27 protein-coding genes are annotated in these 25640 nt (G+C 45.0%); 3 read left to right on the top strand and 24 right to left on the bottom strand.

Annotated features, from left to right (window positions below; translation table 11 throughout):
* Positions 1–11: 11 nt before the first annotated feature.
* From AC1DCV_RS02595 to AC1DCV_RS02585, 3 genes are all read left to right on the top strand, one after another.
* A complete protein-coding gene (locus tag AC1DCV_RS02595; protein ID WP_477021701.1) occupies positions 12–500 on the top strand; it encodes a DUF6702 family protein in 489 nt (162 codons plus the stop codon).
* Between the two features lie 102 nt (positions 501–602).
* Positions 603–896 (top strand): type II toxin-antitoxin system HigB family toxin, encoded by a 294-nt coding sequence (locus AC1DCV_RS02590; protein WP_477021700.1) that lies wholly within the window; start codon positions 603–605, stop codon positions 894–896.
* Positions 897–949: 53 nt separating this feature from the next.
* Positions 950–1330: a helix-turn-helix domain-containing protein gene (locus tag AC1DCV_RS02585; RefSeq protein WP_477021699.1), complete on the top strand. Its 381-nt coding sequence runs from the start codon at positions 950–952 to the stop codon at positions 1328–1330.
* Positions 1331–1419: 89 nt separating this feature from the next.
* On the opposite strand, the gene flxY is transcribed toward AC1DCV_RS02585, so the two are convergent.
* The 24 genes from flxY to flxB form a co-directional block, all read right to left on the bottom strand.
* Positions 1420–2712, bottom strand: a complete 1293-nt coding sequence (gene flxY / locus AC1DCV_RS02580; protein ID WP_477021698.1) for a flexirubin biosynthesis putative acyl-CoA ligase FlxY — start codon at positions 2710–2712, stop codon at positions 1420–1422.
* 11 nt (positions 2713–2723) lie between these two features.
* Positions 2724–3101: a holo-ACP synthase gene (acpS, locus tag AC1DCV_RS02575; protein ID WP_477021697.1), complete on the bottom strand. Its 378-nt coding sequence runs from the start codon at positions 3099–3101 to the stop codon at positions 2724–2726.
* 14 nt (positions 3102–3115) lie between these two features.
* Positions 3116–4807: a C45 family autoproteolytic acyltransferase/hydolase gene (locus AC1DCV_RS02570; protein ID WP_477021696.1), complete on the bottom strand. Its 1692-nt coding sequence runs from the start codon at positions 4805–4807 to the stop codon at positions 3116–3118.
* A 2-nt stretch (positions 4808–4809) separates the two neighbouring features.
* On the bottom strand, positions 4810–6327 hold the full coding sequence (locus AC1DCV_RS02565) for a phytoene desaturase family protein (RefSeq protein ID WP_477021695.1): 1518 nt from the start codon (positions 6325–6327) through the stop codon (positions 4810–4812).
* On the bottom strand, positions 6314–10189 hold the full coding sequence (locus AC1DCV_RS02560; protein ID WP_477021694.1) for a 1-acyl-sn-glycerol-3-phosphate acyltransferase: 3876 nt from the start codon (positions 10187–10189) through the stop codon (positions 6314–6316). The genes AC1DCV_RS02565 and AC1DCV_RS02560 overlap by 14 nt, the downstream gene beginning before the upstream one ends.
* A complete protein-coding gene (locus AC1DCV_RS02555) occupies positions 10182–11375 on the bottom strand; it encodes a DUF2062 domain-containing protein (RefSeq protein ID WP_477021693.1) in 1194 nt (397 codons plus the stop codon). Before AC1DCV_RS02555 ends, AC1DCV_RS02560 begins: the two co-directional genes overlap by 8 nt.
* The gene (locus tag AC1DCV_RS02550) at positions 11376–11735 is read right to left on the bottom strand and encodes an ApeI family dehydratase (protein ID WP_441572380.1); all 360 of its coding nucleotides are present in this window, start codon (positions 11733–11735) and stop codon (positions 11376–11378) included.
* 27 nt (positions 11736–11762) lie between these two features.
* Positions 11763–12386 (bottom strand): flexirubin biosynthesis protein LolB2, encoded by a 624-nt coding sequence (gene lolB2, locus AC1DCV_RS02545; protein WP_477021692.1) that lies wholly within the window; start codon positions 12384–12386, stop codon positions 11763–11765.
* Positions 12364–12996 (bottom strand): flexirubin biosynthesis/transport protein LolA2, encoded by a 633-nt coding sequence (gene lolA2, locus AC1DCV_RS02540; protein WP_477021691.1) that lies wholly within the window; start codon positions 12994–12996, stop codon positions 12364–12366. The genes lolB2 and lolA2 overlap by 23 nt, the downstream gene beginning before the upstream one ends.
* The gene (locus AC1DCV_RS02535; protein ID WP_477021690.1) at positions 12989–13768 is read right to left on the bottom strand and encodes a polysaccharide deacetylase family protein; all 780 of its coding nucleotides are present in this window, start codon (positions 13766–13768) and stop codon (positions 12989–12991) included. The genes lolA2 and AC1DCV_RS02535 overlap by 8 nt, the downstream gene beginning before the upstream one ends.
* A complete protein-coding gene (locus tag AC1DCV_RS02530; protein WP_477021689.1) occupies positions 13762–14826 on the bottom strand; it encodes a beta-ketoacyl synthase N-terminal-like domain-containing protein in 1065 nt (354 codons plus the stop codon). Before AC1DCV_RS02530 ends, AC1DCV_RS02535 begins: the two co-directional genes overlap by 7 nt.
* Before the next feature lie 141 nt (positions 14827–14967).
* Positions 14968–16161, bottom strand: coding sequence for a beta-ketoacyl-[acyl-carrier-protein] synthase family protein (locus AC1DCV_RS02525; protein WP_477021688.1), 1194 nt, complete (start codon positions 16159–16161; stop codon positions 14968–14970).
* Complete coding sequence (locus AC1DCV_RS02520) at positions 16158–16424, bottom strand: phosphopantetheine-binding protein (protein ID WP_441572385.1); 267 nt, start codon at positions 16422–16424, stop codon at positions 16158–16160. Before AC1DCV_RS02520 ends, AC1DCV_RS02525 begins: the two co-directional genes overlap by 4 nt.
* 19 nt (positions 16425–16443) lie before the next feature.
* The gene (locus tag AC1DCV_RS02515) at positions 16444–17073 is read right to left on the bottom strand and encodes a hypothetical protein (RefSeq protein WP_477021687.1); all 630 of its coding nucleotides are present in this window, start codon (positions 17071–17073) and stop codon (positions 16444–16446) included.
* Positions 17066–18322, bottom strand: coding sequence for an NAD(P)/FAD-dependent oxidoreductase (locus AC1DCV_RS02510; protein WP_441572387.1), 1257 nt, complete (start codon positions 18320–18322; stop codon positions 17066–17068). The genes AC1DCV_RS02515 and AC1DCV_RS02510 overlap by 8 nt, the downstream gene beginning before the upstream one ends.
* A 49-nt stretch (positions 18323–18371) precedes the next feature.
* Positions 18372–19433: an SAM-dependent methyltransferase gene (locus AC1DCV_RS02505; RefSeq protein WP_477021686.1), complete on the bottom strand. Its 1062-nt coding sequence runs from the start codon at positions 19431–19433 to the stop codon at positions 18372–18374.
* Between the two features lie 13 nt (positions 19434–19446).
* Positions 19447–20592, bottom strand: a complete 1146-nt coding sequence (locus AC1DCV_RS02500) for a beta-ketoacyl-[acyl-carrier-protein] synthase family protein (protein WP_477021685.1) — start codon at positions 20590–20592, stop codon at positions 19447–19449.
* 11 nt (positions 20593–20603) lie between these two features.
* Positions 20604–21023 carry an acyl-CoA thioesterase gene (locus AC1DCV_RS02495; RefSeq protein ID WP_477021684.1) on the bottom strand — a complete coding sequence of 140 codons (420 nt, stop codon included), beginning with the start codon at positions 21021–21023 and terminating at the stop codon, positions 20604–20606.
* A 3-nt stretch (positions 21024–21026) separates the two neighbouring features.
* Entirely contained in the window at positions 21027–21782 is a 756-nt protein-coding gene (locus tag AC1DCV_RS02490; protein ID WP_477021683.1) for a hypothetical protein, read from the bottom strand.
* A gap of 6 nt (positions 21783–21788) precedes the next feature.
* Positions 21789–22214 (bottom strand): hotdog family protein, encoded by a 426-nt coding sequence (locus tag AC1DCV_RS02485; protein WP_477021682.1) that lies wholly within the window; start codon positions 22212–22214, stop codon positions 21789–21791.
* A 75-nt stretch (positions 22215–22289) separates the two neighbouring features.
* Positions 22290–23165 carry an LpxL/LpxP family acyltransferase gene (locus tag AC1DCV_RS02480; protein WP_477021681.1) on the bottom strand — a complete coding sequence of 292 codons (876 nt, stop codon included), beginning with the start codon at positions 23163–23165 and terminating at the stop codon, positions 22290–22292.
* On the bottom strand, positions 23165–23422 hold the full coding sequence (locus tag AC1DCV_RS02475) for a phosphopantetheine-binding protein (protein WP_441572392.1): 258 nt from the start codon (positions 23420–23422) through the stop codon (positions 23165–23167). The genes AC1DCV_RS02480 and AC1DCV_RS02475 overlap by 1 nt, the downstream gene beginning before the upstream one ends.
* A 94-nt stretch (positions 23423–23516) precedes the next feature.
* On the bottom strand, positions 23517–24743 hold the full coding sequence (locus AC1DCV_RS02470; protein ID WP_477021680.1) for a beta-ketoacyl-[acyl-carrier-protein] synthase family protein: 1227 nt from the start codon (positions 24741–24743) through the stop codon (positions 23517–23519).
* A 151-nt stretch (positions 24744–24894) separates the two neighbouring features.
* Positions 24895–25623 carry a flexirubin biosynthesis SDR family reductase FlxB gene (gene flxB / locus AC1DCV_RS02465; RefSeq protein WP_441572394.1) on the bottom strand — a complete coding sequence of 243 codons (729 nt, stop codon included), beginning with the start codon at positions 25621–25623 and terminating at the stop codon, positions 24895–24897.
* Positions 25624–25640 lie beyond the last annotated feature (17 nt).

Here is a 25640-nt window from a genome sequence, read left to right as displayed (position 1 = left end):
ATATTAGTCCAGTGGGTTTATTATTATGTAAATGGTGGATGACTTTATGGTTGACAGCACTGCACCCTTTCTATGCCAGTGTAACGGAGATTTCCCATAATGCCGATAAAAAGGAGCTGCAGGTAAGCTGCCGCATTTTCGCAGATGACCTGGAAAATACGCTCAAAGCACAGTATAAAACATCCTTTGATATTACGCATCCCGCCAACCGCAAGCAGGTAGAGGGCTACATCGCCGCATATTTAGCACAGCACCTGGCGGTTACCCTGGATGGGAAAAACATTCCCTTGAAGTTTATCGGGTATAAAATAGAAGAAGATGCGGTGTGGAGCTTCCTGGAAGCGGAAAACGTACCTGTACCTAAGAAAGTGCAGGTGAAGAACGACTTGTTGTACGAAAGACATTCTACGCAAACGAATATGATTCATGTGCTGGTGCGGGGAGAAAGGAAGAGTGTAAAGCTGGATAATCCGAAGGATGTGGCGGTGATGGGGTTTTGAGTAAAATCATCTCCTGAAATCGAAATAAAATAATTTCATTTTTTGAAATTTAATTTCATTTTTTGAAATTTTAAAATTACCTTTGGAGTGTAAACTCTTGTCATGGTGATCATTTCGAAAGCTGCAATCAATGAGTTTTCCATTATACATCCAGATGCTGTTGACCCTTTATTGTACTGGTATTATAACAGTAAATTAGCCGAATGGTCTAAATTCTCTGATGTAAAGGAAAGCTTCAATACGGTAGATTATATAGGCAAAGACTTATACGTATTTGATATAGGTGGAAATAAATACAGACTAATAGCAAGAATTATCTTTCGTGTCCGAACAGTATATATCAGATTTATAGGTACCCATAAAGAATATGACAAGGTAAAACCTGACTCCCTTTAAAGACAGGCCCAATCTGCGCATGGGTGATGTGTGCATACTGAAAAAACGATATTATGAAGAAGTTAACCGGCCTTTCCATTTCTACAGAAAAAGATTATACGGCTGCTATGCAGCGTATACATATCCTTATGAAAAAAGGAGATTCAAATCTGAACCAGACAGAATTGAAAGAATTGCAACAGCTTTCTGCAGCGGCAGAGCGTTTTGAAGACTCCCGCTACCCATTACCTAAGCCTACTACACTCAGCGGGATGATAGAATTGAAAATGTTTGAGATGAAACTCAAGCAAAAAGAAATGGCTACAATGCTGGATATAGGTGAAGCCAAATTCTCTCAAATACTGAATGGCAAAAGAGATCCGGATGTAGATTTTCTGAAGAAAATTTATCACAAATTAAAAATTGACGCAGAGTTTATTCTGCAACATGTTTGATTCCTGTAATTAAATCCTCAAAATAGTTGTTCATAGTATCCCTAAGGTCCAATATAAATAAGTGTACCTATATGAAGTATACGTAATTCCTAATTCCTGTTATCCACAAACTTCACCGGTTTACGGCTGTTCTCCGGAAACTGCATCCGCATAATATCCTGCTGACTGGTATACCTAACCTGCGGTATTACACGCAATTTTGCCTGCAGATATGATTTTATCTTGCGGTCCATTTCTTCGGATTCTTCTCTGGGCCAGAGGTGCAAAAGAATCTCATCAGTACCGAGTTCATTGGAGAATACTTCTACCACAAATTCTTTCACATCTTCCATATCATTCAGCAGATCAAACAGTGCAGGCGGATACAGGGTAGTGCCTTTGTATTTAATCATCTGTTTTTTACGACCTATTACGGGAGATAACCTTAACGTGTGTCTGCCGCAACTGCATACATCGTAATGGTACTGACAGATATCACCGGTTTTGTAACGTAGCAGGGGCATGCCTTCCACGCCAAGCGTGGTAATGGTCACCTCTCCTTCTTCGCCCGGGGCAACCGGCTGATTATTTTCATCCAGTAACTCTACATAAAGCAATTCCGGATGATGATGGCCTCCCTGGCCTGCGGCGCACTCTGTAAAGGCCGTCTGCATTTCAGTAGAGGCATAGGTAGAATATAATTTGATATCCCACTGCTCTGTAATCTTTTTGCCCAATACATTCAATGAAAAATCTGTGTTACGGATGTTTTCACCAATACATACTGCTTTCTTTACAGAGGTCTGGTTAATATCTATCTGATGCTCTTTTGCGTAAGCAATCAATTTAACGATAAAAGAAGGCACCCCTACGATGGTAGTAGGTTTTATGCGTTGTATGTTTTCCCATTGCATGCTCGGTACACCGGGGCCTACGCGCAATACACCGGCGCCCAGTTTACGGATGCCGTTGTAATAGGCCATGCCGGCCATAAACTGACGATCCAGCGTGAGCATGAGTTGGTAGATATCACTGCTGGTACCATCGGCACAACAAAAAGAAATGTATTCGTTGTAGCTTAAACGTTGCAGGTCTTTTTCTGTTAACGCCACAATAACTGGCCGGCCCAGGGTACCGGAAGTAGTGGTGTATTCGGCGATATTACTTTTATCTACACACAAAAATTCCCAGTTATGTTCCTGTAAATCTTCTTTGGAGACAGGAGGAATCAGGGAGAATGCTTCCAGCGACTGAACCTGGTCGGCGGCAATACCATGTTTTTTAAACCATGATTTATAGAAAGGTGAAAACTCCCTCAGGTAGCCCAGCAGGCGCATTACTTCCTTTTCCTGGTAAGCCCTGATGGCTGCTTTCGACTGTAGTTCAATATCTGGTATGTACATTTCTCCTAAATTTATCCTTCTATAATAACCATTGCAATAGCGGCACTTTTTTCATGAGATAAAGAAACCCATATTTTTTTTATGCCCAGCAAGGTATATCTGTTTGCTCCGTTACCTATTAAAAAAATCTCCGGCTTTCCCGCTTCATCATTGCGGACCTCAATTTCATCGAAATTGATGCCACCATTTCCCCAGCCGGTACCAAATGCTTTGAGTACTGCTTCCTTGGCAGCGAAGCGGGCCGCAAAACTTTCTGCCGGATTTGTCTGCTTTTCGCAATAACTGATTTCAAAAGGAGTAAATACCAGGTTCCGGAATCCATCTCCCTTCGCCAGCTTTGCAGCTATGCGCGGTACTTCCACAATGTCTGTCCCAATACCAATGATCATATTGCTGTTAGCTTTTAGCGGTTAGCTGTTAGTTTACTGTTACAAAGTGCCAGTTGCTTACGGATATGATCTTCTTCTCCTTTGGTAGCAATTACTTTCGTTAAGCCTGTTTCATAATATTGTTTTGCAATAGCATATGCTTTGCGCTTATATTCGTAATCCCCTGCCAGCACATAGGTGTGATAATATGCCGGGTTAGCCGCAATCAATGCTTTGATATCTACTGTTGCTCCTTCCCTGATCTGGTCTCTCAGTTTACGGTAGGTATTAAAAGCAAGATAATCTTTTGATACCAGGAAGCTGTCAGCAGCAATGTTCTGTGCGCTGTCGTATACTTCATGATCCGAAGTAAGACCGTGCATAGCAAAGATCTTATTGAGATCGTAGGCTACAAACTGCCCCTCCTGCCAGGGTGAAGTAGATACCCATACCATGCCTTTTTTAGGCTCAAATACAATGGAGTGATGGGCTATTAACTGATTGATGGCCTTTTCATTACCCAGTCCAATATCTGCATTGTGCAGGCCACCGCGGTCACGCAGGATGCTCACTGTTTTTTGTACAGTATTAGGTCCTTTCTCTTTCATCAGTTCTCTGAGACGCTCATAGCGGTATTCAGAGGCACTTTCTCTGATCTGTAATTTATTGGAAGTAAGACTACCCAATGAATCGCCCTGGAAGTGATTGGTACAGGTAATAAAGTTTTTACCGGATGTATACATATCCATGCCTTCCGGTGTTTTTTCGATAATCACCGCTTTATTATCTTCTGCAGAACCTATCAGGAAAGATTCTGATACAAACATCTTCCGTTTCTTTGCAATGTCCCATGCCTCCTGGATATTTTTTGCATACTGCAGAATTTCCCTGGCAACCAGTGATACGGGCGTAGCTGCAGCAGTAGGTACGGAAGTTTTGGCAGCATTAATGGTAACGGTCAAACCTTTATCATTCATACCGGATACCACTCCTGTAAAACCACCCCAGGACACAAACATAAAGTTATGGCCTTTTTCAGGGCGATAGAATACCACCATCTTATCTGCTGCAAAATCATCTCCCATATAAAAATCGAAGTTCCTGCCAATGATCAGATTGCCGTCGGCGGATTGATCATTCCAGGTACCAAAGGAGGTACAACCCACCAGCATCATGCCTTGCAGGGCATGTCCGATATCATGCGCGGCATGATAATTCATTAACCGGGCATAGTTAGTTCCTATATAATCGTAGTTAGGGGAAGCAGAGAAAGATTCTCCATAGATTTCTTCTTTAAATTCTTCCGGTACATGATCCGGCAGATTGCGGTTAAACCAGCCAATAAAATATTTGAGGAAATGCAGATAGAAAGTAGACGGTACCATTTTACTGAACTGCGCCACAAATACATCTTCCTGGCGACGGATCAATTCTCCGGAGAGTTTACCGTTGATCACGCCTCTTTCAAACGGGGCGCCTTCCACGTACATTTCATACAAACCACTGTTGCTTTTGCGGAACCAGTTGTTACCTAAAGTATAGCAGGTGCTGTCGATCTGTGTGCGTTGTAATTGTAATGCGCGCTGATCGGCAATAACAGGCGGCTTCACTCTGCTCACCACTACCAGGTAAACAGCCAGTCCGATGAAGAGTAATAAAAAAACACCGATAATGTATAAGAGTATGCGTCCAAGTCTTCTCCAGCCGCTTCGTTTCTTTTTTTCCACTGTTATGAATGTATTGACTGATTAATTTCTTCCACCAGGAAATCCATTCCCAGCAATTCTGCTGAGGTGATGACACTGCTGATAGTTACCCCTAAAATTCCGTGCAAGTTCAGATTTTGACCGGTAAGATACAAATTGGATAGTTTGGTACGGGCCGAAACCATGGTCCGTAGCGGATCTGCACTATCTTTTGCTATCCCGTACATGCTGCCATCGCTGGTACCGATATAATCCCGATAAGATAAAGGCGTGGCCACATAATAAGACTGCACACAGTCGCGGAATCCGGGAAATTGCCGTGCTACACAATCCATCAACTGGTTGGCTTTTTGTTCCTTAAAGGCCTCGTAATCGGCGCCCCTGCTACCTGCCTGCAATACCGTATTAAAGGTGTGCTGCCAGGGTTGCATTTCGTCATAGCGCATGTAGGTCATCACGGATAAACAATCGGCATACGTTTCATGCCGGGAACTGGCAGATACATACATCGCGTAGGTTTGTGGCCATGCTTCCGGCTGGTAATCAATACCCGCCCAGGCGTTGCTGGTGGCATGGTAATAATGATTATAGTTCAGGTATTTAAAAGTCCCCGGCTTTAACACCACATTGAGTACAAAAGCACCCACGGAATTCTCCAGGCCTTGTATGCGGTTGCGATAGGCGCTTCGCAATGTATCACTGTGGGTAATGGCCATTGTCTGGGCCGGATGCAGGTTAGAGATGTAATGCGTGGCCTGCGCCCTGGAACCATCCTGCAGCACAATATGATCTACATGATCACCTTCCCCCTGTATGGCCGTAACGGCCATATTGCGGATGATATCGCCTCCATTTTCCCGGATCTGCTGACAGAGTAATTTCCCTATCTGGGAACCGCCATCCACACATTTCCAGGAACTTTTCATATAACTGTTTAACACCAACGCATGTACGTAGAAAGGTGTTTTCTCTTCCACACCTGCATATAACAGGTTGTTTCCTGCCAGCACCTGCTGCAGCTTTTCATTATTGGTAATGCTGCGTAGATAATCGGCGGTGTTCAAATTAAGTACACTACGTTTTTCTTCATAGTCGCCGGTACGTAAATTGTACAGCGGAAATTTGCTGCATACTTCGCTGATCTTATCACAGTAAGCGCGCAAGGCAGCTTCTTCTTCCGGGAAATCGGCCAGCAGGGTGCGGATAAAATTTTCTTCTCCCTGTGCTAACCGGTATACTTTATCATCGCCGGCAAAGCTGATATGGTCGAAACCATCCATATCCATGCGTTTCAGCCGGAGCTTATCGTAGATGCCAAGATATTTGAATACTTTATAGAGATTTTCTCCGGGGGCCAGTCCGCCGATATAATGTACACCGGAATCGAAGATGACTTTTTCACGGGAATATGTTTGCAGACAACCACCCGTTTGCCGGTTTTTTTCGTAGATGCATACACGATACCCGTTCCGGCTGAGGATAGCGCCACATACAAGGCCTCCAAGGCCACTGCCTATAATGATGACATCATAGCTGTGCATAGTTTTCCTGGGGAAGTTTTTTAATCACAAATATTACATTAGAGGTGTACCGGGTGTTATCTATTTCCTCCGCTATCGCACCATATTTGTTGACCAGACTACGCACATGTGCCGCCGAAAAAAACGACAGTCGCTTGCTCTTCGTTTTATTAAACCCAATTACCTTTGTAGACATAAACTCCGTAAACCTGGTACCCTCGTGCCTTTTCGCCATATCACAATCGCCGTCACGTATAATGATCACCCCATCTGGTGTCAGTCTCTCAATACACTGCTGCAACAACGTTTCCTGTTCATCTGAAGACAGGTAATGCAGTATATCACTTAAAATAAAAGCATCATAAAATTCAAAAGGCGTAGCGGCAATATCACCATGAATGAATTGCAGTTGCGCGGGCTTTGTATAACAATATGCTGCCGTAGCTATTTTATCTTCATCATAATCAATACCGGTGATGTTCCTCCCCGGTGCTGCCCAGGTCAGCATATAATCCATAAATCCATATCCACAGCCAATATCCAGTATACGTCCCTGCTTCGGCAATAACTCATGGAATAACTCGTAGTTATTTTCCATCTTTGTTTTTATCCGCATATACCACTCCAGCACCGGCCCCTTATAAATAAAGTTATACTTCAGCTGCTCCCTGAAATATTTAGGTACTTCTGTTTCTGCCCGCAGCAATTCATACTGTTGCTTGAAATAGCGGCTGATAGATTTTGTACGTGCGCTGTAGCCTTCACCCCAGGCAGTATCTTGCGGAGTAATGCGCGGCAGGTATTTTACTGTTACCGTACCATCTTTCAGCAGGAAGTCCCCCTTACTCATCGTATAGGCGGTACCGTGAATAACCATGGGTAATATATCCAGCCCCAGTTGCTCTGCAATATAAAAGGCGCCCTTGTGGAAACGCTTGATAGTCGGGTCGGGTGAGCGGGTGCCTTCCGGATATACCACAATTGAATATCCCTGATTTACCCGTTCACGTAATTTTTCGATGGCCCCTTCTGCTCCATCTGCAACCGGGTAATAATCCGCCAACCGCACCACGGCGCCAAAAACCGGTGAGCGCCACACCCATTGATTGGTCAGCAGAATTACTTTTGGATGCAACATGGTAGAAACAAGTATGTCCAGGAAAGACTGGTGATTACTGATAATCACTGCCGGTTTTTCCAGTTGCTCATTACCGGGATTAATAATACGCTTCTTCAAATTGCCCATAATATACAATACACTATGGGTATAGGCAGAAAGAATATGATGATATAATACTTTGCCTTTTTCTTTATTAAAGGGATTCAGGCGGATCAATACTGTGCCGATCACCGTCAATAGCAGGCAGCCAGTAGTAAAGTAGATAAAAGAAAATACAGAGAGTGTCCATCCCTTCAATGTCCATGGTGCATAGCCTTTACGCACCCGGTTAGTGATCAGCCAGTTAAAAAGGAAAGGTATCATCACCTGCGAAATCAGCACCACAGTACCGATACCGATAATGGAAATAAGTGCAATAGATTTCAGGGAAGGATGCTGCGCGAAGATCAGCACGCCTAAACCCAGTACGGTTGTAATAGCAGACAGGAATATCGATGATTTGAAAGAAGACAGGGTTTTCTTGCCTGTTCTGTATTCCTGTAACAGCCCATCCATCATAAAGATGCTGTAGTCATCTCCCAAACCAAAAATAAAAGTAGAAAGGATGATGTTTACAATATTAAACTTGATGCCAAACAAGCCCATGATACCCAATATCCATATCCAGCTTACGGCCATTGGAATAAAGGTGATCAGTGCCAGCTCAATACGACCATAAGACAACAACAGCGCAAAAAATACGAGCAGGGAAGTCATCCAGGCAATACTGTTGAATTCATCTTTGATGACTTCCACCAGGCGATTAGCGGCATATTGTTTATCCAGCACCGTAGTACCGGGTAAGCTCTCCAAAGCATCGTATACCGCCTGTTTATGGGCTGGATCTACTTTCAGCAGGGTGACCAGTGAAGTAGTGTTGTTTTTTTGTATAATGAAATCGCCAAGATTGCCGCTCCGCAACACTTTCAGCGCATCGGGTGATAAAGGCTGAAACTCCTTACTCAGCATGCCCTCAAAGGGATTAAAAGCGGCTGCACTGAAACCCAGCGTACTGCCCTTACTTCGCAGGTAGGCCAATACCTGCTGCTTTTTGTCTGCTGTCCAATATTTATTCCAGCGATCAATACGCGTTTGCTGTTCCTTGTTAGATAACAGTAACGCCTGCACGCCGGCATACTTTTTCACAATGCCTTTTGCCTGTAGCTGTTCTACCACCGGCATCAGCTGCTCCCCGTTTTCAAGCGCACTTTCCAGGTCATGCCCATCTGATACTACGTACACCGATTGTGCGATATAGGAGTTCACTGCGTTCAGTTGTGTTTCCGCTGCTTTCAGTCGTGGCGTCATGTAGTTCATGCGCATCATATCACTTTCAAAAGATACGTTGCGGGCCGTATAAAAAAATACAATGGTGAGCAGGAAGATAGCACCTACCAGGTATTTATTTTTTTCAGGCTTATAGGCAGATAATTTATCCAGCCAGTTCTCTTTATGCGTATGTATCGTTTGCGGTTTATGTCCGATAACGATCCAGTGTGGCAGAAATATCAGGGAAAATAAAGCGGCCCCCACCAAGCTGAGAGCGGCAAACAAGCCCACATCGCGGAGCATGGGAGAATGTACAAACTGCAGACATAAGAAACCACCCACCGTTGTAAAACTGCCCAACGTCATTGGGGTAGCCAGATCGTTGATCACTTCACGGATATCCTGCGAATGTCGGAAGTGATTAAACACATGCAGGGAATAATTCACCGCAATACCTAATACCACTGCGCCGGCTCCCATGGCCATTACAGAGATGTGGCCTTTCAAAACGTATATCCATGCCAGTGAAAACAGGCCACCAAAAATTACCGGCAGCATCACGAGCACGGGGGAACGTTTTTTCCGGAAAAACAGCCCTATCAGCACTACCAGCAAAACAACGGTAATGCCCTGTGTGAGAAAAGTGTCCTGTCTTAATTGTGTAGCATTACCTACAGATACCGCAGTACCGCCAAAATACGATGCTGCTACTCCCGGGTAACGCTGATCAATGCTATCTTTTATATTATCGAGTCCCTTCAGGAATTGTGCATTGATTCTGGTGGCGCCCGGCGGATTAGCCGGAGTAATAAAGATCAGCACATGTTTGTGATCTTTCGTGATCACATAGTTATCGTATAATTCAAACTGATCATCATATTGCAGATGCTGCAATTTCTTCACCCCTATCCAGGAAATACCCACCGGGTCGGCCTGGATCATTTTCTTCAATACCAGTCCTGCTGGTGATATCAGCGTATTATAATCGTATTGCAGTGTTTTTTGGAGCTGTACTGTTTCCAGCAGGCTATCTACTTTCGCATAGTCTTTTTCTTCCAGGAAGATCGGCAGGTGTTGTTGAATGACCTGCATCAATCCCATAACCATGGAATCTTCTGCCTGTGATTGTATTTGCCGGATGTAAGGAGATAGTTGCGCACCCGCGTTGGAAGCCAGTTCTGCTGCGTATGCCGTTAAACTATCTGGTTGCGCTTCTTGTGTAGTGTCTTTTTGAGAGATGGTAACAATCAGTTTATCCGCAAAACGCGAGTCCTGGAACACCTGTTGCAGCTTGTCCAGTTTCTTGTCCTGCGGTAAAATTTTTGTGATATCCTCCTCCAGTTTTATTTGTGCAGCAAAATATCCCACCAACAGAAAGCTGGCAATGGTACAAGTCCACAGCCAGCCTTTGTGCTTTTCAAAAAAGTTATATATCGCTACAAAAAAGCTACCCATTTTTTTTCTCTTTTCTAAATATTGTCAACATCCCCAAACTCACTGCCCACACTAACAGTCCTCCCAGTACTGCCAGCGTAATGCTGCCATACACGTACTGTAGCATGTTATCTTTAATTGTGTCGAAGTTAAAACCATCTTTAAATATCAGGTCACTGGCAGTTTGTCCCACCCAGAACTTGCCGACCAGGAAGCTCGCGAAAAGTACAAACGGCGTCAATGGAGGTGTACTGATATGTGCAGAGAGTAGCACCAGCGCCTTATTCAGTTTCAGTTTAATAGATACCAAAATAGCTACCAGCAGCTGAAAACCCCAGATAGGCACGATGCCCATAAATACACCAAACCCAATCGCTATTGCTTTTCGCATATTAGATTCATCCGCTTTCAGTACTTCTTCTCTCCACATCTTTTTCCAGTTCTCCTTCTTCAGCAGGAAACGGACGAAGTCGCGTGGCTTGATATACAGAAAAGTCGTCAGTACCAATATGATATTCAATATGGTGATCCGCGTTACATCGGGAACAGGACGGAAATGCGATACCCGCTCTTCCGGTGGCGGATAATATACTTTTACCGGTGTCCAGTCTACAGTAATACCTTTCCAGGCGCTGCGCACCAGCACTTCAATTTCGAATTCGTATTTAGTACAGAAATAATGCATGTTCCCCATGCGGTATAGGGGATACAGGCGATAACCGGATTGTGTATCCGGCCCTTTTAAACCGGTGGTCACGTTGAACCAGAAATTAGATACCTTATTGGCGGAAGTACTTTTTCCCGGCATATTTTCCTGGTGCAGGTTACGTGCGCCAATGATCAGTGCACCAGGGCGTTCCTCTATCTGTTGCAGCATGGCAGGCAGGTCGGTGGCAAAATGCTGCCCGTCTGCATCCATGGTGATCACGTAATCATACCCTTGCTTCATAGCGTACGCAAATCCGCGGCGCAGGGCAATACCTTTACCACGGTTAGGACTATACGATACCAGTTGCAGGGAAGGAAACTGTTCCAGTACTGCCAGCGTTTCATCGGTAGCACCATCGTTTACTACAATGACATGATTGGTATATTCCAGTGCATCAGACAATACGGCGCCGAGTGTGCCGGCGTTATTATACGTAGGGATCAACACCGCTGCGCGGTGACGTTCAAATGTTGCGTTATGTGTAGGCTGGTTTGTCACTTAATTAAATATACCCTGGAACTTCATAAATGTTTTGTCTTCCCGTTTCAATGTAGCATTCACTTTCCATCCTGCTTCGTCCACTTTGTAGTTTACAGTAACATCTACCAATGGTTGTTTCACCGGATCAATCATTTGCAGAAATTTCATCTGGCTGGCTTTCTTCATCGACACTTTCTGTTTCACGGCACCTTCCAGTACTTCTGTAATAGTTTGCATCATGCATACACCCGGCACTACCGGCTGCTCCGGAAAGTGGCCCTGAAAGATGGGATGCGCCGCATTCAGTTCAATCGTGACGGTTACTTGTCCCGGTTCTTCTGCATGTGCTGTTACTGTATAAAAATTACCTGCTAACATGTACTGTGATTATTATGGTTTGTTTTGTTATTTCTCGACCTTCTGTAAAGAGATATTAAATTTGAAATGTTCATGACGGATATTAATCGTATCCGGCACGCCATTGTTATAGTGCTGCATCCATACGGTTACCGCCGGTTTGCGCCGCGAGGATTTTTCTATGCGTACCAGCTGCGTACAGGCGGTATCTGTAATGTAATAGTTGTTGCCTTTTTCAGTAGGCACTACCACATAACGGTAATGGCTATCCGTAGCAACATGTGCTGCATGTAAATCCGGGTGCAGCAATACCAGTGCAAAATCCTGGCGCAGGGTTTTTACCACTGCTTTTTTATCCATTTTGGCCAGCAGATAGTGTTTGGTAAAGTTGCCCTGTTTATCAAATTCAAAATCAAAGAACTTAAAACCCATTTCATTTGCAAACACTACGCGGATACTGCTGTCTGGCATTTGCTTAAAAAACAGGAGCCCGCTGAGGTGATGCTTTAAAATATCTACCTGCGTACTATAGAGGGTCGCATTAAACTGCGGACTGAACTGACGGATGCAATTCACGTCACCAGTTGCCGGTTGTAACCCTTTATACACAGATCTGCAACCTCCCGTCAGCAAGGCAATGCCTAATATACTACTTAGCAGAAAATACCGCATCCGGGATGTTTGTATTCAGTTGTTTATGTAAAAAGCTGATAATGGTATCATCGCCGGATAACTCCGCCATCGTAATTTTTGATACGGAATAATCCTGTTTATCTACCAGCAGAACGATCGACTTAAAATATTCCTTCATCACTTTGTTCACCGGTTCCAGCTCCAGCTTGTAATACTGGGCATTTTCGGTGGCTTTGGTGGTAAAGTCGGCATTGTCCAGTACGGTGCCCCGTACACAGTCTACCGTAATTTTGTTGATCTGTTCAAACAGCTTATTGCTTTTTCCTGACACTTTATTTTCCTTCTGAGCATCTTTTATCCGGATATCTTTTCCGTTGATGACCAGCAGGTAATAAGAAGGCTGCAGGTATTCCATTCTTACTTTATTATCTTTTTTAAACCAGAATTTGCCTTTGGATACAATCTTATCCGACAGCATACTCAGGTTTTTTTCCTGTACAAAATCGCATTGAATGCTTTGTGTGTTTTGTGCAGCTTTTGCAAACTGCTGTTTCAGCGGCGTCATGTCTGCCACTGACTTAAAGCCCGTTTGCGCCTGCGTTTGCAGACTTAAGATCCCACACATCAAAATTAAAATCCATTTACACATATGCGCGCACTTTTAACATTTTATCGATCCTTTCCAACTGATATCCTTGTTGACGGATGCCTTGGATCAGTTGTGGTAATATATCGGCGGTTATTTTACAGGTATCATGTAATAAAATAACGGCGCCTGGTTTTAGCTGTTCCAGTATCCTGTTCAACAATGCTGTTTCATCTTTGGCTACTGTATCCAGTGAGCGTATATTCCAGCCTACCGGCAGATAATTACCTGCTTTCACTGCCCTTGCCAGGTTAGGATTGGTAACACCGTATGGCGGGCGAAACAGGCGTGGCGTAAGCCCTGTGGCGTTTACCGTTACTGCGTCCATCTGCTGCATATCGGTGAGCATATTGCCCGATAGTTTCATATCAAACCAGAAATCATGTGAATAGGTGTGGTTCCCTATTACATGTCCATCTGCATATATGCGTTTCAGTAAGTCCCCGTTGCCGGAGATATTCTTCCCGATACAAAAAAATGCGGCGGGCACCTGTTCTCTTTGCAGTATATCCAGTATTACCGGTGTATACTCTCCATGTGGGCCATCATCAAAAGAAAGCGCCACTACTTTTTCGGTCGTATCAGCCTTGCACACCACCTTCATAAAAAAACTGGCTTCTATATTTATAGCGCCGTGAATGGTGAGTGGCAGAAAGATAAGCACCGGCAAACCGTAAGCCCAGAAAGGAATATCGAGCGCCAGGTATTTGTCCAGGAATAACAGTACTCCGAGACTTATAATGGCTACGATATTTACAACTCTGTTGTTTAGCATGCGGTTAGTAATACCAGCGAATGATGTGTTCCCTGATGATGATTATATAATAAAACCTTTTTGATCTGTTTGGGTGCGCGTCCAAAAAACACGGCTGCTTCGGGCACTTCCTGCGCCGCGATGATTGCATTGGCCATCCATACGCCGAAACCGGCAGCAGTGGGATATTCACCACACAGGTGTTTAAAGCAGGCTTCTGCATGTTCCGGGAACAGGGCAGCAGCTACTTCTTCATATATTGCATCCTGGTCTATATCACCATTTCTGCCGGTGATGATCAGGTCAATGTCTGCAGGGGTACTGTTATTATCTTCCAGGAATTTCATGATATGACCTATCACTTCTCCTTCCCAGAGTGGTTTGTACAGGGTGCTGACACCAGACAGCTCGGCTACGGTGCCGGGTTCTTTGGTGATGCCCAGTGTAAAAAAGGCGGCGCCTTCGCCGGCAATAGTACCGCTATCAGGGCTGTTCAGCAGCTCCATCGTTTTTACAGGCGTCTTTTTATAGATGCCAAAACGCGACAGGAGCTGATGGCTGTAGTTGGTAATTTCATCAACGCCACCGGCCAGTATATGCTGAGCAGAGCCTTCTTTCAATATCATGATCGCGTCCAGCAGGGCATTTTCGAAGGAAAAACCGCGGTGTACGAAGGTGTTGTTATAACCGTTACAACCCAGCAGCAGGGCAATCTGTCCGGCTACCGTGTTGTGGGTACTTTGTATAAAAGCGGTGGGCGTCAGCATTTCTTCCTGCTGATTCACCATTTTAGTTAAAAATACACCGGTATCATCGAGGCAGCCATAGGCAGTGCCGGTGATGATCGCATCCGGTGCGGTAATGCCTGCAGCTTCCAGGCTCAGGTGAGCCGCACCTACGCCCATTTTTACCACACGGCTCATGCGGCGGATCTGTTTTACATCAATCCATTGCTTGTAATCCGGATCTACGGTAGACAGGCGTACCTGTTCGTATTCTCTGGGAGTAGCCAGCAAAGAGCCTCCCTGCGCAGTTTCCTGCGGAGATATACAACCAGTGCCATTTATGTAGATATTCATATAGCTTTTAGCATTTAGCTGCTAGCAGTTAGCTTGCGTTGTTTGTTTAGCGGATAGCTCACATTGTTCTGAAAGCACTTACTTTATGCTTTCGGCTCTAAATCCAGGCGTTGGCGAATGCAAGTTACCTGACCGCACCAACTACGCCTTCGAAAAAATCAGACTAGAACAGTTGCCACCAAAACCAAATGAATTAGACATCACATGTTGCAGGTCATGACCGGTTGAATATTCGGTTACGGGTGCAAATGGTACTTCCTTCATCTGGTGTTCGAAGCGTGCGTTGGGATAGAGGATGCCTTCCTTTACTGCCAAAGCAGAAAAAACGGCTTCTATACCACCGCTGGCGCCCAGCGTATGGCCAGTGAACGATTTGGTAGAGCTCATGGCCGGAAAATGCGGCGCAAAGAGCCTGTTGATGGCAATTCCTTCCGATACGTCATTATTTTGCGTGCCGGTGCCGTGCAAATTGATATATCCTATTTGTTGCGGTTGCAGTCCGCTCCTGTCCAGTGCACCTTTCATAGCCAGGTAGTTGCCTGTGCCATCGGGAGAAGAAGCTGTTTGGTGGTACGCATCATTGGCGTTGGCAAAACCGCTGAAACGGCACCATGGCTGCAGCTGTGCAGCCAAACTATCAGATACCAGGATAACATAGCCTGCGCCTTCCCCCAGATTGAGCCCGGTGCGGGTGTCGTCAAAAGGCCGGCATGGCTGCTGATCCAGGATCATGAGTGTATTAAAACCATTCAATGTAAAGCGTGTGAGCGCGTCTGTACCGCCGGCAATCACCACATCCACCATATTATTGCGGATCAGACGGGAGCCGTACATCAGGGCATTGGCCCCGGAAGAACAGGCAGTGCTGATGGTAGACACATGATGACGGATGCCAAGCATATCTGCTACCAATTCGGTAATGCTACCACATTCATGGTGCAATACCTGGTGTAAGCGGCCACCACGTGGGTTTGTGAGGAATTCCGGGAAAAAGTCCTCCGTTTTATCCATTCCACCAACGGTGTTGCCGGAAACAAAACCCACGCGATACTGTGATATATCGCCCAGCCCACTGGATTGCCACGCCTCACGGGCAGCAATCATGCTGAGCAGGGCTGTTCTGCTGATATGTTCCGGCATGCGTGCCATCTCGGCAAGTGTGGCATTGTCTGCCTTCACTTCCGCCACCGGAAAGGTATTACGATGAACAGAAGGCAGATACTGCATAGCAGCCATTCCCGGCTGCATATCCCGGAACGACTGCAAACAGGCCTTTACATTCAGGCCTATCCCGCTGATAACCCCACCACCTGCTATCCACACCTTTTCACTCATGCCTTTACGGTTTGATTTGCTGTAATATACTCTGCCATTGAACGAACAGAATGGAATATTTTTGGTCCTTCTTCAGGATTGGCAATGCGGATATTATAATGCTGTTGCAGCAATACAATCAGTTCCAGCGCATCGATAGAATCGAGCCCCAGTCCATCTTTAGAAAACAGCGTCTGATCGCTGCCGATGCTCTCCGGGGTTACTTCCTGCAAATTCAATTGTTCAATGATCTGCGCTTTCAGATCCGACATCAACTTTTCCACTGTAATTTGATTAAAGTTATTAACTATTTGTTTGTTGATAAACCGCTGACAAAGCCGCTGCTGTTAAAGGCTGCGCTTTGTCTGTTCGTTTATTTTCCACGAGGAATAATGCTACCTCATACTGTTGTTCCATTACTTCTACCCAACCACAGATACAAGCCTTTAAAGGTGTTTCTGCCAGCAGCTGTGCCGGGTAAGTGCTCATCAGTGCCGTGTCAAAAGTATCTGACACAAAAAAAGTATTCTCCCCTTTAAAACCATGCCGGATCGATATCTCCCCCATTACAATGTTGGGGAGCGTGTATACGAACAACGCCGGACTGGCAAAATCCTTCACGGTGGCATAGTAACGCAAATCTGTATCCAGACTGCTACTCCGGTTTGATAATACCATGCCTACCTGTTCCGGTGGCAGGGTATGTACCATTGTATCTTTCAGCAATACTTCCGCCGCCAGCCAGCCAAGCTTGCTGAGGGCATCCATCTTATGAAATTTAGGATACTGACCGGAAAAACGGTCGTAACCTGCCCGCAGAAAATCAGATACTTCCAGCTCCTCCGCTGCCTCCCATAACAATGTACCATTCAGATACACCTTGTTATGACGAATGATACAACTCCCTGTAATATATGCCGACTCACTATTCAATTTCTGAACTACTTTTTAACTTTTCTGTTAATTCTATTGTTCTGGCCAGGCGCTTAAGCGCGGTCTCGTGATTTTTGACAAATGGATTATTCATATCCCACACATAACCAGCCAGTACGGAACAAATTTGTCCTTTGATCAGCGGATCCGCATCTTTCTTAAAGAAAATGGTATCCAGCGTACCTTCATACCAGGCCATTACATAAGAACGGAAGGTATTCACTCCCTGCATGGTTGGCTCCATGTACTCTTTTTCCCAGTCTACGTCCTCTCCTTTCAGTTTCCTGATCACCAGCTTTGCCGCTGTTTGAGCAGATACGCAGGCCAAAGTTACGCCAGAAGAGAAAATCGGGTCCAGAAATTCTGTTACATTTCCGGTTAACACAAATCCATCACCGTAAAACTTATCGGTAGTAGCAGACCAGGACTGTAAAATCCGTGGTTCAAATACCAGTTCTACATCGCGAAAACGCTCTCTGGTATAAGGTTCTGCTTCCAGTAAAGCGCGATATTTATCTTCATCTGTGCCTGGATATTGTTCAAAAAACTCCGGATCTCCTACAAATCCCAGGGAAGTTACCCCGGTAGCAAAAGGAATGATCCAGATCCAGACACCCTTTTTATGTACAACAGCAGTAATACGGTTAGGTTCATCCGCCATAGAGCGGCGAACATCCACCGTATGGGCAAACAATGCTTTACGGGGTTGCAGATTGGAGTTCTTCTCCAGGTTAAACAATTTAGGAATTACCCTGCCATAACCGCTACCATCTACTATAAACCGGGCAGCAATCTCAGATTGATTACCATCTTTATCTTCCACTGTTGTCACAGAATCGGACCCATTAAAACGTATAGCTGTCACCGTTGTTTCGTATGATACAGGAACACCCATACTTTCTACGGTGTCAGCGAGGGTTTTATCAAAATCGGCACGGGTTACCTGCCAGGTCCAGGTCCAGCCGGGAGTGTATTGCTCCTGGAAGGTAAAATCACAGGTAGCATCGCCTTTCACGAACTTGGCACCGTATTTCTGCTGAAAACCTTTTGCTTTGATGGCATCGATAAACCCTGCTTCTTCCAGGGCTTCCATACTGCGGGGCAAAAGGCTTTCGCCAATAACAAAACGGGGGAACTTTTGCTTTTCCACCACCTTTACTTTATACCCTGCCTGGTGAATAATAGACGCTGCTACCGTTCCTGCCGGACCTGCTCCTATTACCAGTACATCAACTTGCTCAGTCTTCATAAGAGATCGATTTTGGGAATTATAGATGATTATGTGACAATTGGGATTTCTATTTCTTCTTACATTTCAGCAATGTATAGTTCATGCCCATCTGATCATTTTCTTCGATAATCGTTAAGCCGGCATCTTCAATACATTGAAAGAAATCATCTGTGTGGTACATCTGGCTGTTGCCGTTGGCCATCGCTGTGAAATACAGGGAGGTCTGTTGCAGACAGAAAGCGGCAGATTTAAACTGCTGGCGATTCCAGAATGGTTCCAGTATATATACAATACCATCTTCGTTGAGCGCTTCGCGGCAACGTTTCAGGATAGACACAATTTCAGCTTCAGAAAAACAATCCAGGAACTGGCTCATCCAGATGGCATCAAAGCCTTTAGGGAAAGGGAGTTCCTCGTGCAGGATATTGGCAATATGAAAATGTACGCGGTTTTCTACACCGGCATCTTTCATTTTCTGTTGTGCCAGTCCGGCCTGCCCCGGTAAATCAAAAATGGTTACTTCCACATCCGGATCTTTGGCAGTGCAAGCCAGCGCCCACTTACCAGTGTTTCCACCAATATCGAGAAGACGTTTTGGATGTTTCTCAAAAACAATATCCAGGGCGGCGGGGGTAGCCAGATCAGAATAGTAGTGGTCGAAGTCGAACCAGCTTTTACCTACTTCAGGTGGCAGTAGCGACAGGCCGGGATAGATGGTATCCCAGGGAMCCAGTTCACGCAAGCCGGCGGGCTTTCCTTCTGTAAGGCTTTCCTGCAGGTGATTCATGCCTTTATAGCAGATATCCTGGGAAAAGTCCATGTTAATACGGGTAAGCTGATCATGTAAAATAAAGTAGCCTGTTTTGGTGAGGGTATAGCGTTTATCATTTACGATCACGAGTTCCATACCTAAACCTGCCTCCAGCAATACTCTTACTGCATAGCGGGACATTTTTGTTTGCTCCATTATTTCTTCAATGGTGATGCCTGCAGAACGGCTGTTGCTTACTGCAGTTAAAATGCCCATATCGCGCAATGCCCTGGTAGCCTGAAAAGCAACAGGGGCAAATGCCAGACGCAATGCAGCTTCTTTCGCTTCCAGTGCTGTTTTTGTTTCTTTATTAAACACGACAATAACTTGTTTAGCTGTTAAGATTAAAGACCATGGCTGCATTACATCCGCCAAAACCTGATACTGTTTTCAGGAAGTGAGCAGATGGCTTGTGCAGCAGGGTATTATTAACGTTGACCGGCATACTAACACCGGAGTTTTCATATCCTTTTGTTGGCAATATTACACCGGCCTTCATGGCCTGCATGCTGATGATCGCCTCTATGAGTCCGGCTGCACCGAGGGTGTGGCCGTAGTATCCTTTGAGACTGTTTACCGGCACCTGGCTTAAACCGGCGTGGTGTAATGCTTTCGCTTCCATTTCATCATTATACAGTGTAGCCGTGCCATGTGCGGATACAAATCCGATATCGGCAGCGGTGAGTCCACTACCGTTAACAGCCAGTTGCATGGCTGCTGCCAGCTCTTCACCGGTACGGGATGGGCCTGAAATATGATTGGCATCGTTGCTGATAGCACCGGCGCCCAATGAAAAAGCGGCGTTGTTGTTGTCCCTGCTGAGAATAACGGTGGCAGCACCTTCTCCCAATGTTACCCCGGTACGGTTGGCATCGAAGGGTTTACAGGGAACGGCACTTACTGCCTGAAAAGATTGAAATCCAGACAATACAAAGCGGGTCAGCACATCGGCTCCGGCAACCACTACATGATCGTAACGACCCGACTCGATGAGTCGTTTACCGGTTAAAATAGCGACCAGTCCTGATATGCAGGCACTGCTGATAACCATTGGCTGGTTGGCCGCCTTAAAATGTATGGCTATTTTATTAGCAGAAGAAAACAACTGCAAATCTGCCAATGGTACGGTGGCTCCTTCAGGCTGCTGCTCCAGTAGTTCTATATTTCCCTTGGTAGTGGAAATAAGAAAACCGGTACGTTTATCTGTTAATGTGATCCCTGTTTGTTGCAGGGCATTTTGTACAGACGCCACCAGCAGTTTTTCAAATGTCGTGTATCCATGTAGGTGGTATGCAGCGGTGTATGTATCCAGCTGACCTGGCGCCATCATAGCACCATAAAACGGAGCAGCGGCATAAGCTGCATTTTCCTGCAAACTTATGCCACTGTTGCCCAGTAAAACCTGGTCAAAATTATCCCGGGTAGTACCGCCCAAAGGCCCCACAATATTATCTGCTACTACATACACCTGTTGCATATCACCCTTAGTTATACCAGTCCGTGTGTTTTTTTCCATTCACTGAAAAAAGCAGGTGTTAACAGTTGCAGGGAGGATGTTTCTTTATCCAGGAATACCTGAACAGAAGATCCTTTTGCTACTATTTCACCTGTTGCCGGATTGGTAAGAATATATTCAAATTTTATTTTGGCGGCAAGATCATCCACATATTTTGTTTCTACTACTACCCTGTCGCCATAGCGTAAAGAGCGTTTGTAATCGCATTGTATGTTCACTACCGGAACAGAGTATCCTTTTTCAAAAATATCCAGGTAACGAAGTCCGTATTTTTCGCCAAAAGCTTCTCTGCCGTCTTCAAAATACTGCACATAATGCCCGTGCCATACTATTCCCAGCGGATCTGCTTCATTAAATCGTATTAGTATGTTCGTGCAAGCTGTGAGTGTCATGATTTATCCTTTCTTCTTTGCTGGTTTCTTTGTTTCTTTTGTAGCTACACCGGTTTTACCTTCTTTCTTTTCTGCAGGTGCCACTACTGGTTTTGGATCTTCTATGTCTTTGGTATCTGCGTATTTGGTTTTCAGCTTATTGTAGTCATCATCAAAGTCACCCAGTGCGCTTTTGATGGTAGCCAGCCAATAGTTACGCCATGCGAAGCTCCATTTCTGGCCTTTACCGATGTAACGTTCTGTCATCAGTACATTTTTACGGTCCATATCTATCACGGTGATCCACATAGAGGCGCTTTTGCTTGTTTTGCTCATGCCTTCCATGACGATCATTACACCGATACCATGTCTGCCGGAAAAATCGTAAGATTTCACCACTTTGGTGATGTCTTCCGGTTTCAGGCGTTCAAAGTCAGAGGACTCGTCCGACAACAGGGCATCTTTATTAATGCCTTCGTTATGCTTATTTACCTGGGTAATGCTGGTATTGTACTTTTCACGATGAAATGCGCCTGGCACATCATATTTTTTCTGTTCATTTACAATTACCTGGTTAAGAGCAGTAAACTCATGATCTACAATGGCATCTGTTTTTGCCGCCGCATCACCGATCAGTTTAGCCTGGGTAAAGTCCACGCCCAGCCAGAGGAAGGAAGAGTCTTTGCTCTCTAAAAAATTTTTCAATTTCTGAGCATGGGCATCCATTGCGAACATGCTTAAAACCATCAATGGTAGTGCGATAAATTTTCTACAGTTCATATTATTCTATATTATGGGATTGATAAAGATTTTCATTTCGCATTGTGCCATTACGCGGCCTTCAAACATCACTTTACCAGTTACCATGGTGGCGTTGAATACTTCGCCGCCGATTTCCGTGGTGGTTTCAATCATTTGTCCTGCAGGAGGCAGTTCCAGTATTTCCAGGTCTTTCACAGCACCAATAAACCCTAACGGAACGGGGCTGTTTTCCTGTTTGGCAATATACCCGATGCGGGCAGCTGCTGTTTGTGCAATGTTTTCCATCAGACCGGGGGCGGTGAGAACCCCATCCTCCACAAAAATATTGTCTGCTGCAATGTGAAGGCCGGTTCGGGTTACAGGACCATTCACCTCCAGAATACCGCTAATCATGACGATTGGCGTACGCTGAGGAATATAGGCGGTTATATCATCTGTATGAATAAACATCTGCGCAAGTTATTATTAAATATGAAACACGAAATAACTAGAATTATACGAAATTATGAACAGTAAAAACACGCATTATTCCCAAAAATCGTAATAATTGAACCATTGAACCGGATAACGGTGTACTTTTTCTTCCACGCGTTGCACAAAATCATTCAGTGAAGTTTCCACTCCCTCATTGCGGCGCCCGTGATACAGTTTGGGTTCAGTCGCATAGAAATGATAGTGTGTGGAAGATTCTTTGAAGGCAAATACTACGGAAACCGGTACCCGGAAAGTAGCGGCCAACAAAAAGGGGCCCATTGGAAATCGGGCATCCTGGCCCAAAAAGGAGGTGGTCAGTGTTTTATTACCAGGCAGAAAACGGTCGGCGTGCATACATACCATTTCCTTATTATTCAAGGCTTCATTAATGGCATAAATATGTGACAGGTCGTCTTTGATCACAATAATATTCATGTTACGGTCGCCGGTAATGCCAGACAGGTAATCTTTGATACGCTGGTGTTCCCCGTCAAACATGACAATATTGATACGGGTTTGCAGGCGTTTGAACAAATGTCCGGCTACTTCCCAGTTACCCAGGTGGGCACTCAGTAAAATACCGCCCTTGCCACCGGCAATCATTTCACGCAAATGGTGTTCGCCCTCAAATTCAAAAGTGAATTTATTGGACATATCAGCCATCACTACTACTTTATCGATCAGCGTTTGACCAAACACATGATAATTACGATACAGACTAAGCAATGAACGCCACTTGCCGTATCCTATTTTTGTACGGAAATAATGATAGAGAGGTTTTGAGGAGCTCCAGGAGAATGCAAAAAAATAGAAAGCCACGAACCTTAGCAGCAGATAAGCCGGCATTACTCCCCCATTATTAAGCAGGAAAACAAAACAACTATATCCAAACTTACTCCCTTTTGACTTTCCTTGCCAGGAAGGCATTATACCAGTTCTTTTTGTTGTACACGAGTGGCTACGTAATCGTAGAAATCCTGGAAGGTGATGATAGCCTGGAAATCTTCAGGATTTACTTTAAATCCGAAGTTATCTTCTATCACTACCACCATATCAATATAATCCAGACTGTCAAGATCCAGTGTGGACTTCATATTTGCTTCAGGTGTAATTGATTCGGCGTTTGCTTCAAACTCCTCTACCAGAAACTTATTCGTAACAGTTATTATTTCTCTAATGTCCATAAAGTGCGAAATCAGATATAGGTCGTTTTTAAATTTATTTATTGCAGCTTAGTTGGTCTAACGATCCTGATCCAAGGGTCAAAGTTAAGAATATTTATTGTCCGTTCCACCCCCTTACAATAAGAGAGGAATTAGTACCTCCAAAACCGAAAGAGTTCGACAAAAATATATTAAAATTTTTATTAATTGTACTGCTCACTATATTTAACCGGGCGGCATCCTCATCGGGATTTTCCAGGTTAATATTGGGTGCTATAAACCCATGTTTCATCATGATCATGGAGTATACAATTTCACTGGCACCCGCCATCCAGCATTCATGGCCGGTCATGGATTTGGTGGAGCTGACATAAGGTCTGGAAGCGCCGAATACTTCATGCAGGGCTTTGGCTTCGCTGGCATCTCCTGCCAGTGTGGAAGTAGCATGTGCATTAATGTATTCGATATCGCCGGGTTGAAGCCCTGCATCTTTCAGGGCAATTTCCAGGGAACGTACCGGCCCGTCTACTGTAGGATTCGAGATATGTGATCCATTGGAGGAAAAGCCATATCCCATCACTTCCCCTAAAATGGTAGCCCCTCTGTTTTGAGCAGACTCCAGGCTTTCCAGTATCACGGTAGCCGCGCCACCGCTGGGCACCAGTCCATCACGATCACGATCAAAAGGCCTGGAAGCACGGGCAGGTTCATTTTCCCTGACAGAGAAGGCGCCAATAGCGTCAAAGTTGCCCATGGCATACAGATTCACTTCCTGTGCCCCTCCGCAGATAACGGCATCCTGCATCCCGTTGCGGATAAACATATATCCCATGCCGATAGCATGAGAACCGCTGGCACAGGCCGCGCTCACAGTAAAGTTAACACCACGGAGTTTGAAAATAGTGGCCAGGTTCATGTTCACCGTAGAGTTCATGGTCTGGAATACAGAACCGGAACCCACCAGCATGGTATCTTTTTTTGCCCGCATTACATCATTGGCTTCCACCACTGGTTTTGCGGAACTGTCATTACCGTATAATAGTCCTATGGGAGTGGAGTCAATATATTCGGGTGTAATGCCCGACTGCGCCAGGGCTTCATTGGTCGCCATATAGGCAAACTCCGCCTGTTCCGGCATCATGATCCTTGATCGGCGATCCAGTACCCCTTTGAGCTCGGGTCTCTCTATATAGCCGGTTAATCCTGACCGGTAACCAAAAGTTTTCCTCTCGGGGTCCAGCACAATACCGGATTTACCCTGATACAATGAATCTCTTACTTCCTGCATATCCTTTCCAATGCAAGAGTAGATTCCCATTCCAGTGATCACTACTCTTTTCATAAGCTCGTAGCTTTTAGCGGTTAGCTTTGATCCGGCATTTAGCCATTAGCTTAGCCGTTAGCTGTTAGGAAATGCAGCGGAAATTAGCATAACATACGCTTCGCTGCATTTCCTAACAGCTAACAGCTAATGGCTAATAGCTAAACGCTATTCAGGTGTGCAACCCTCCATTGATGTTTAATACTTCGCCTGTGATATAACCCGCTGCTTTGGAAGCGAGGAAAGCTACTGCTTCCGCTACTTCTTCCGGTGTACCAAAGCGGTTCATAGGCACCTGCGCAGCCAGCTCTTTTTCATTGAGTTCTGCTGTCATATCTGTTTTAATAAATCCGGGTGCAATGGCATTTACAGTGACGCCCCTCTTGGCTACTTCCTGGGCCAGGGCTTTGGTAGCACCGATAACCCCTGCTTTCGCAGCGGAATAATTTGTCTGACCAGGCAACCCTTTGATACCAGACAACGACACCATGTTAATAATACGTCCGTAACGCTTTAATAACATGTTATTCAATACCTGCTTCGTCACATTAAAAAAACCATTCAAACTGATATTCAATACATTTCCCCATTGCGCTTCATTCATCCAGAACATCAGGGAATCTTCGCGAATACCGGCATTATTTACCAGGACTTCTATCTGCTGATCTTTATTATTTTCTACCCATCCGCCCAGCACCTGCTGTACTTCTGCGGCATCTCCCACATTAAACTGCAACAGTTCACCCGTACTCCCTTTTGCTTTTACCGCCTCCAGGGTTTCCAGTGCTGCTGCTTCATTCCCCTTGTAGTTGATGAGTATATGATAACCTGCTTCGGCCATTTTTACACAAACTGCCCTTCCTATTCCTCTGGATCCTCCTGTTACTAATGCACACTTCATTGAATTACAAATTTCGG

It is taken from the genome of Chitinophaga sp. 10T418 (genome assembly GCF_056394125.1).
The sequence above is the reverse complement of the archived record's forward strand: the minus strand, read 5'-3'. Positions and strand labels throughout refer to the sequence as shown.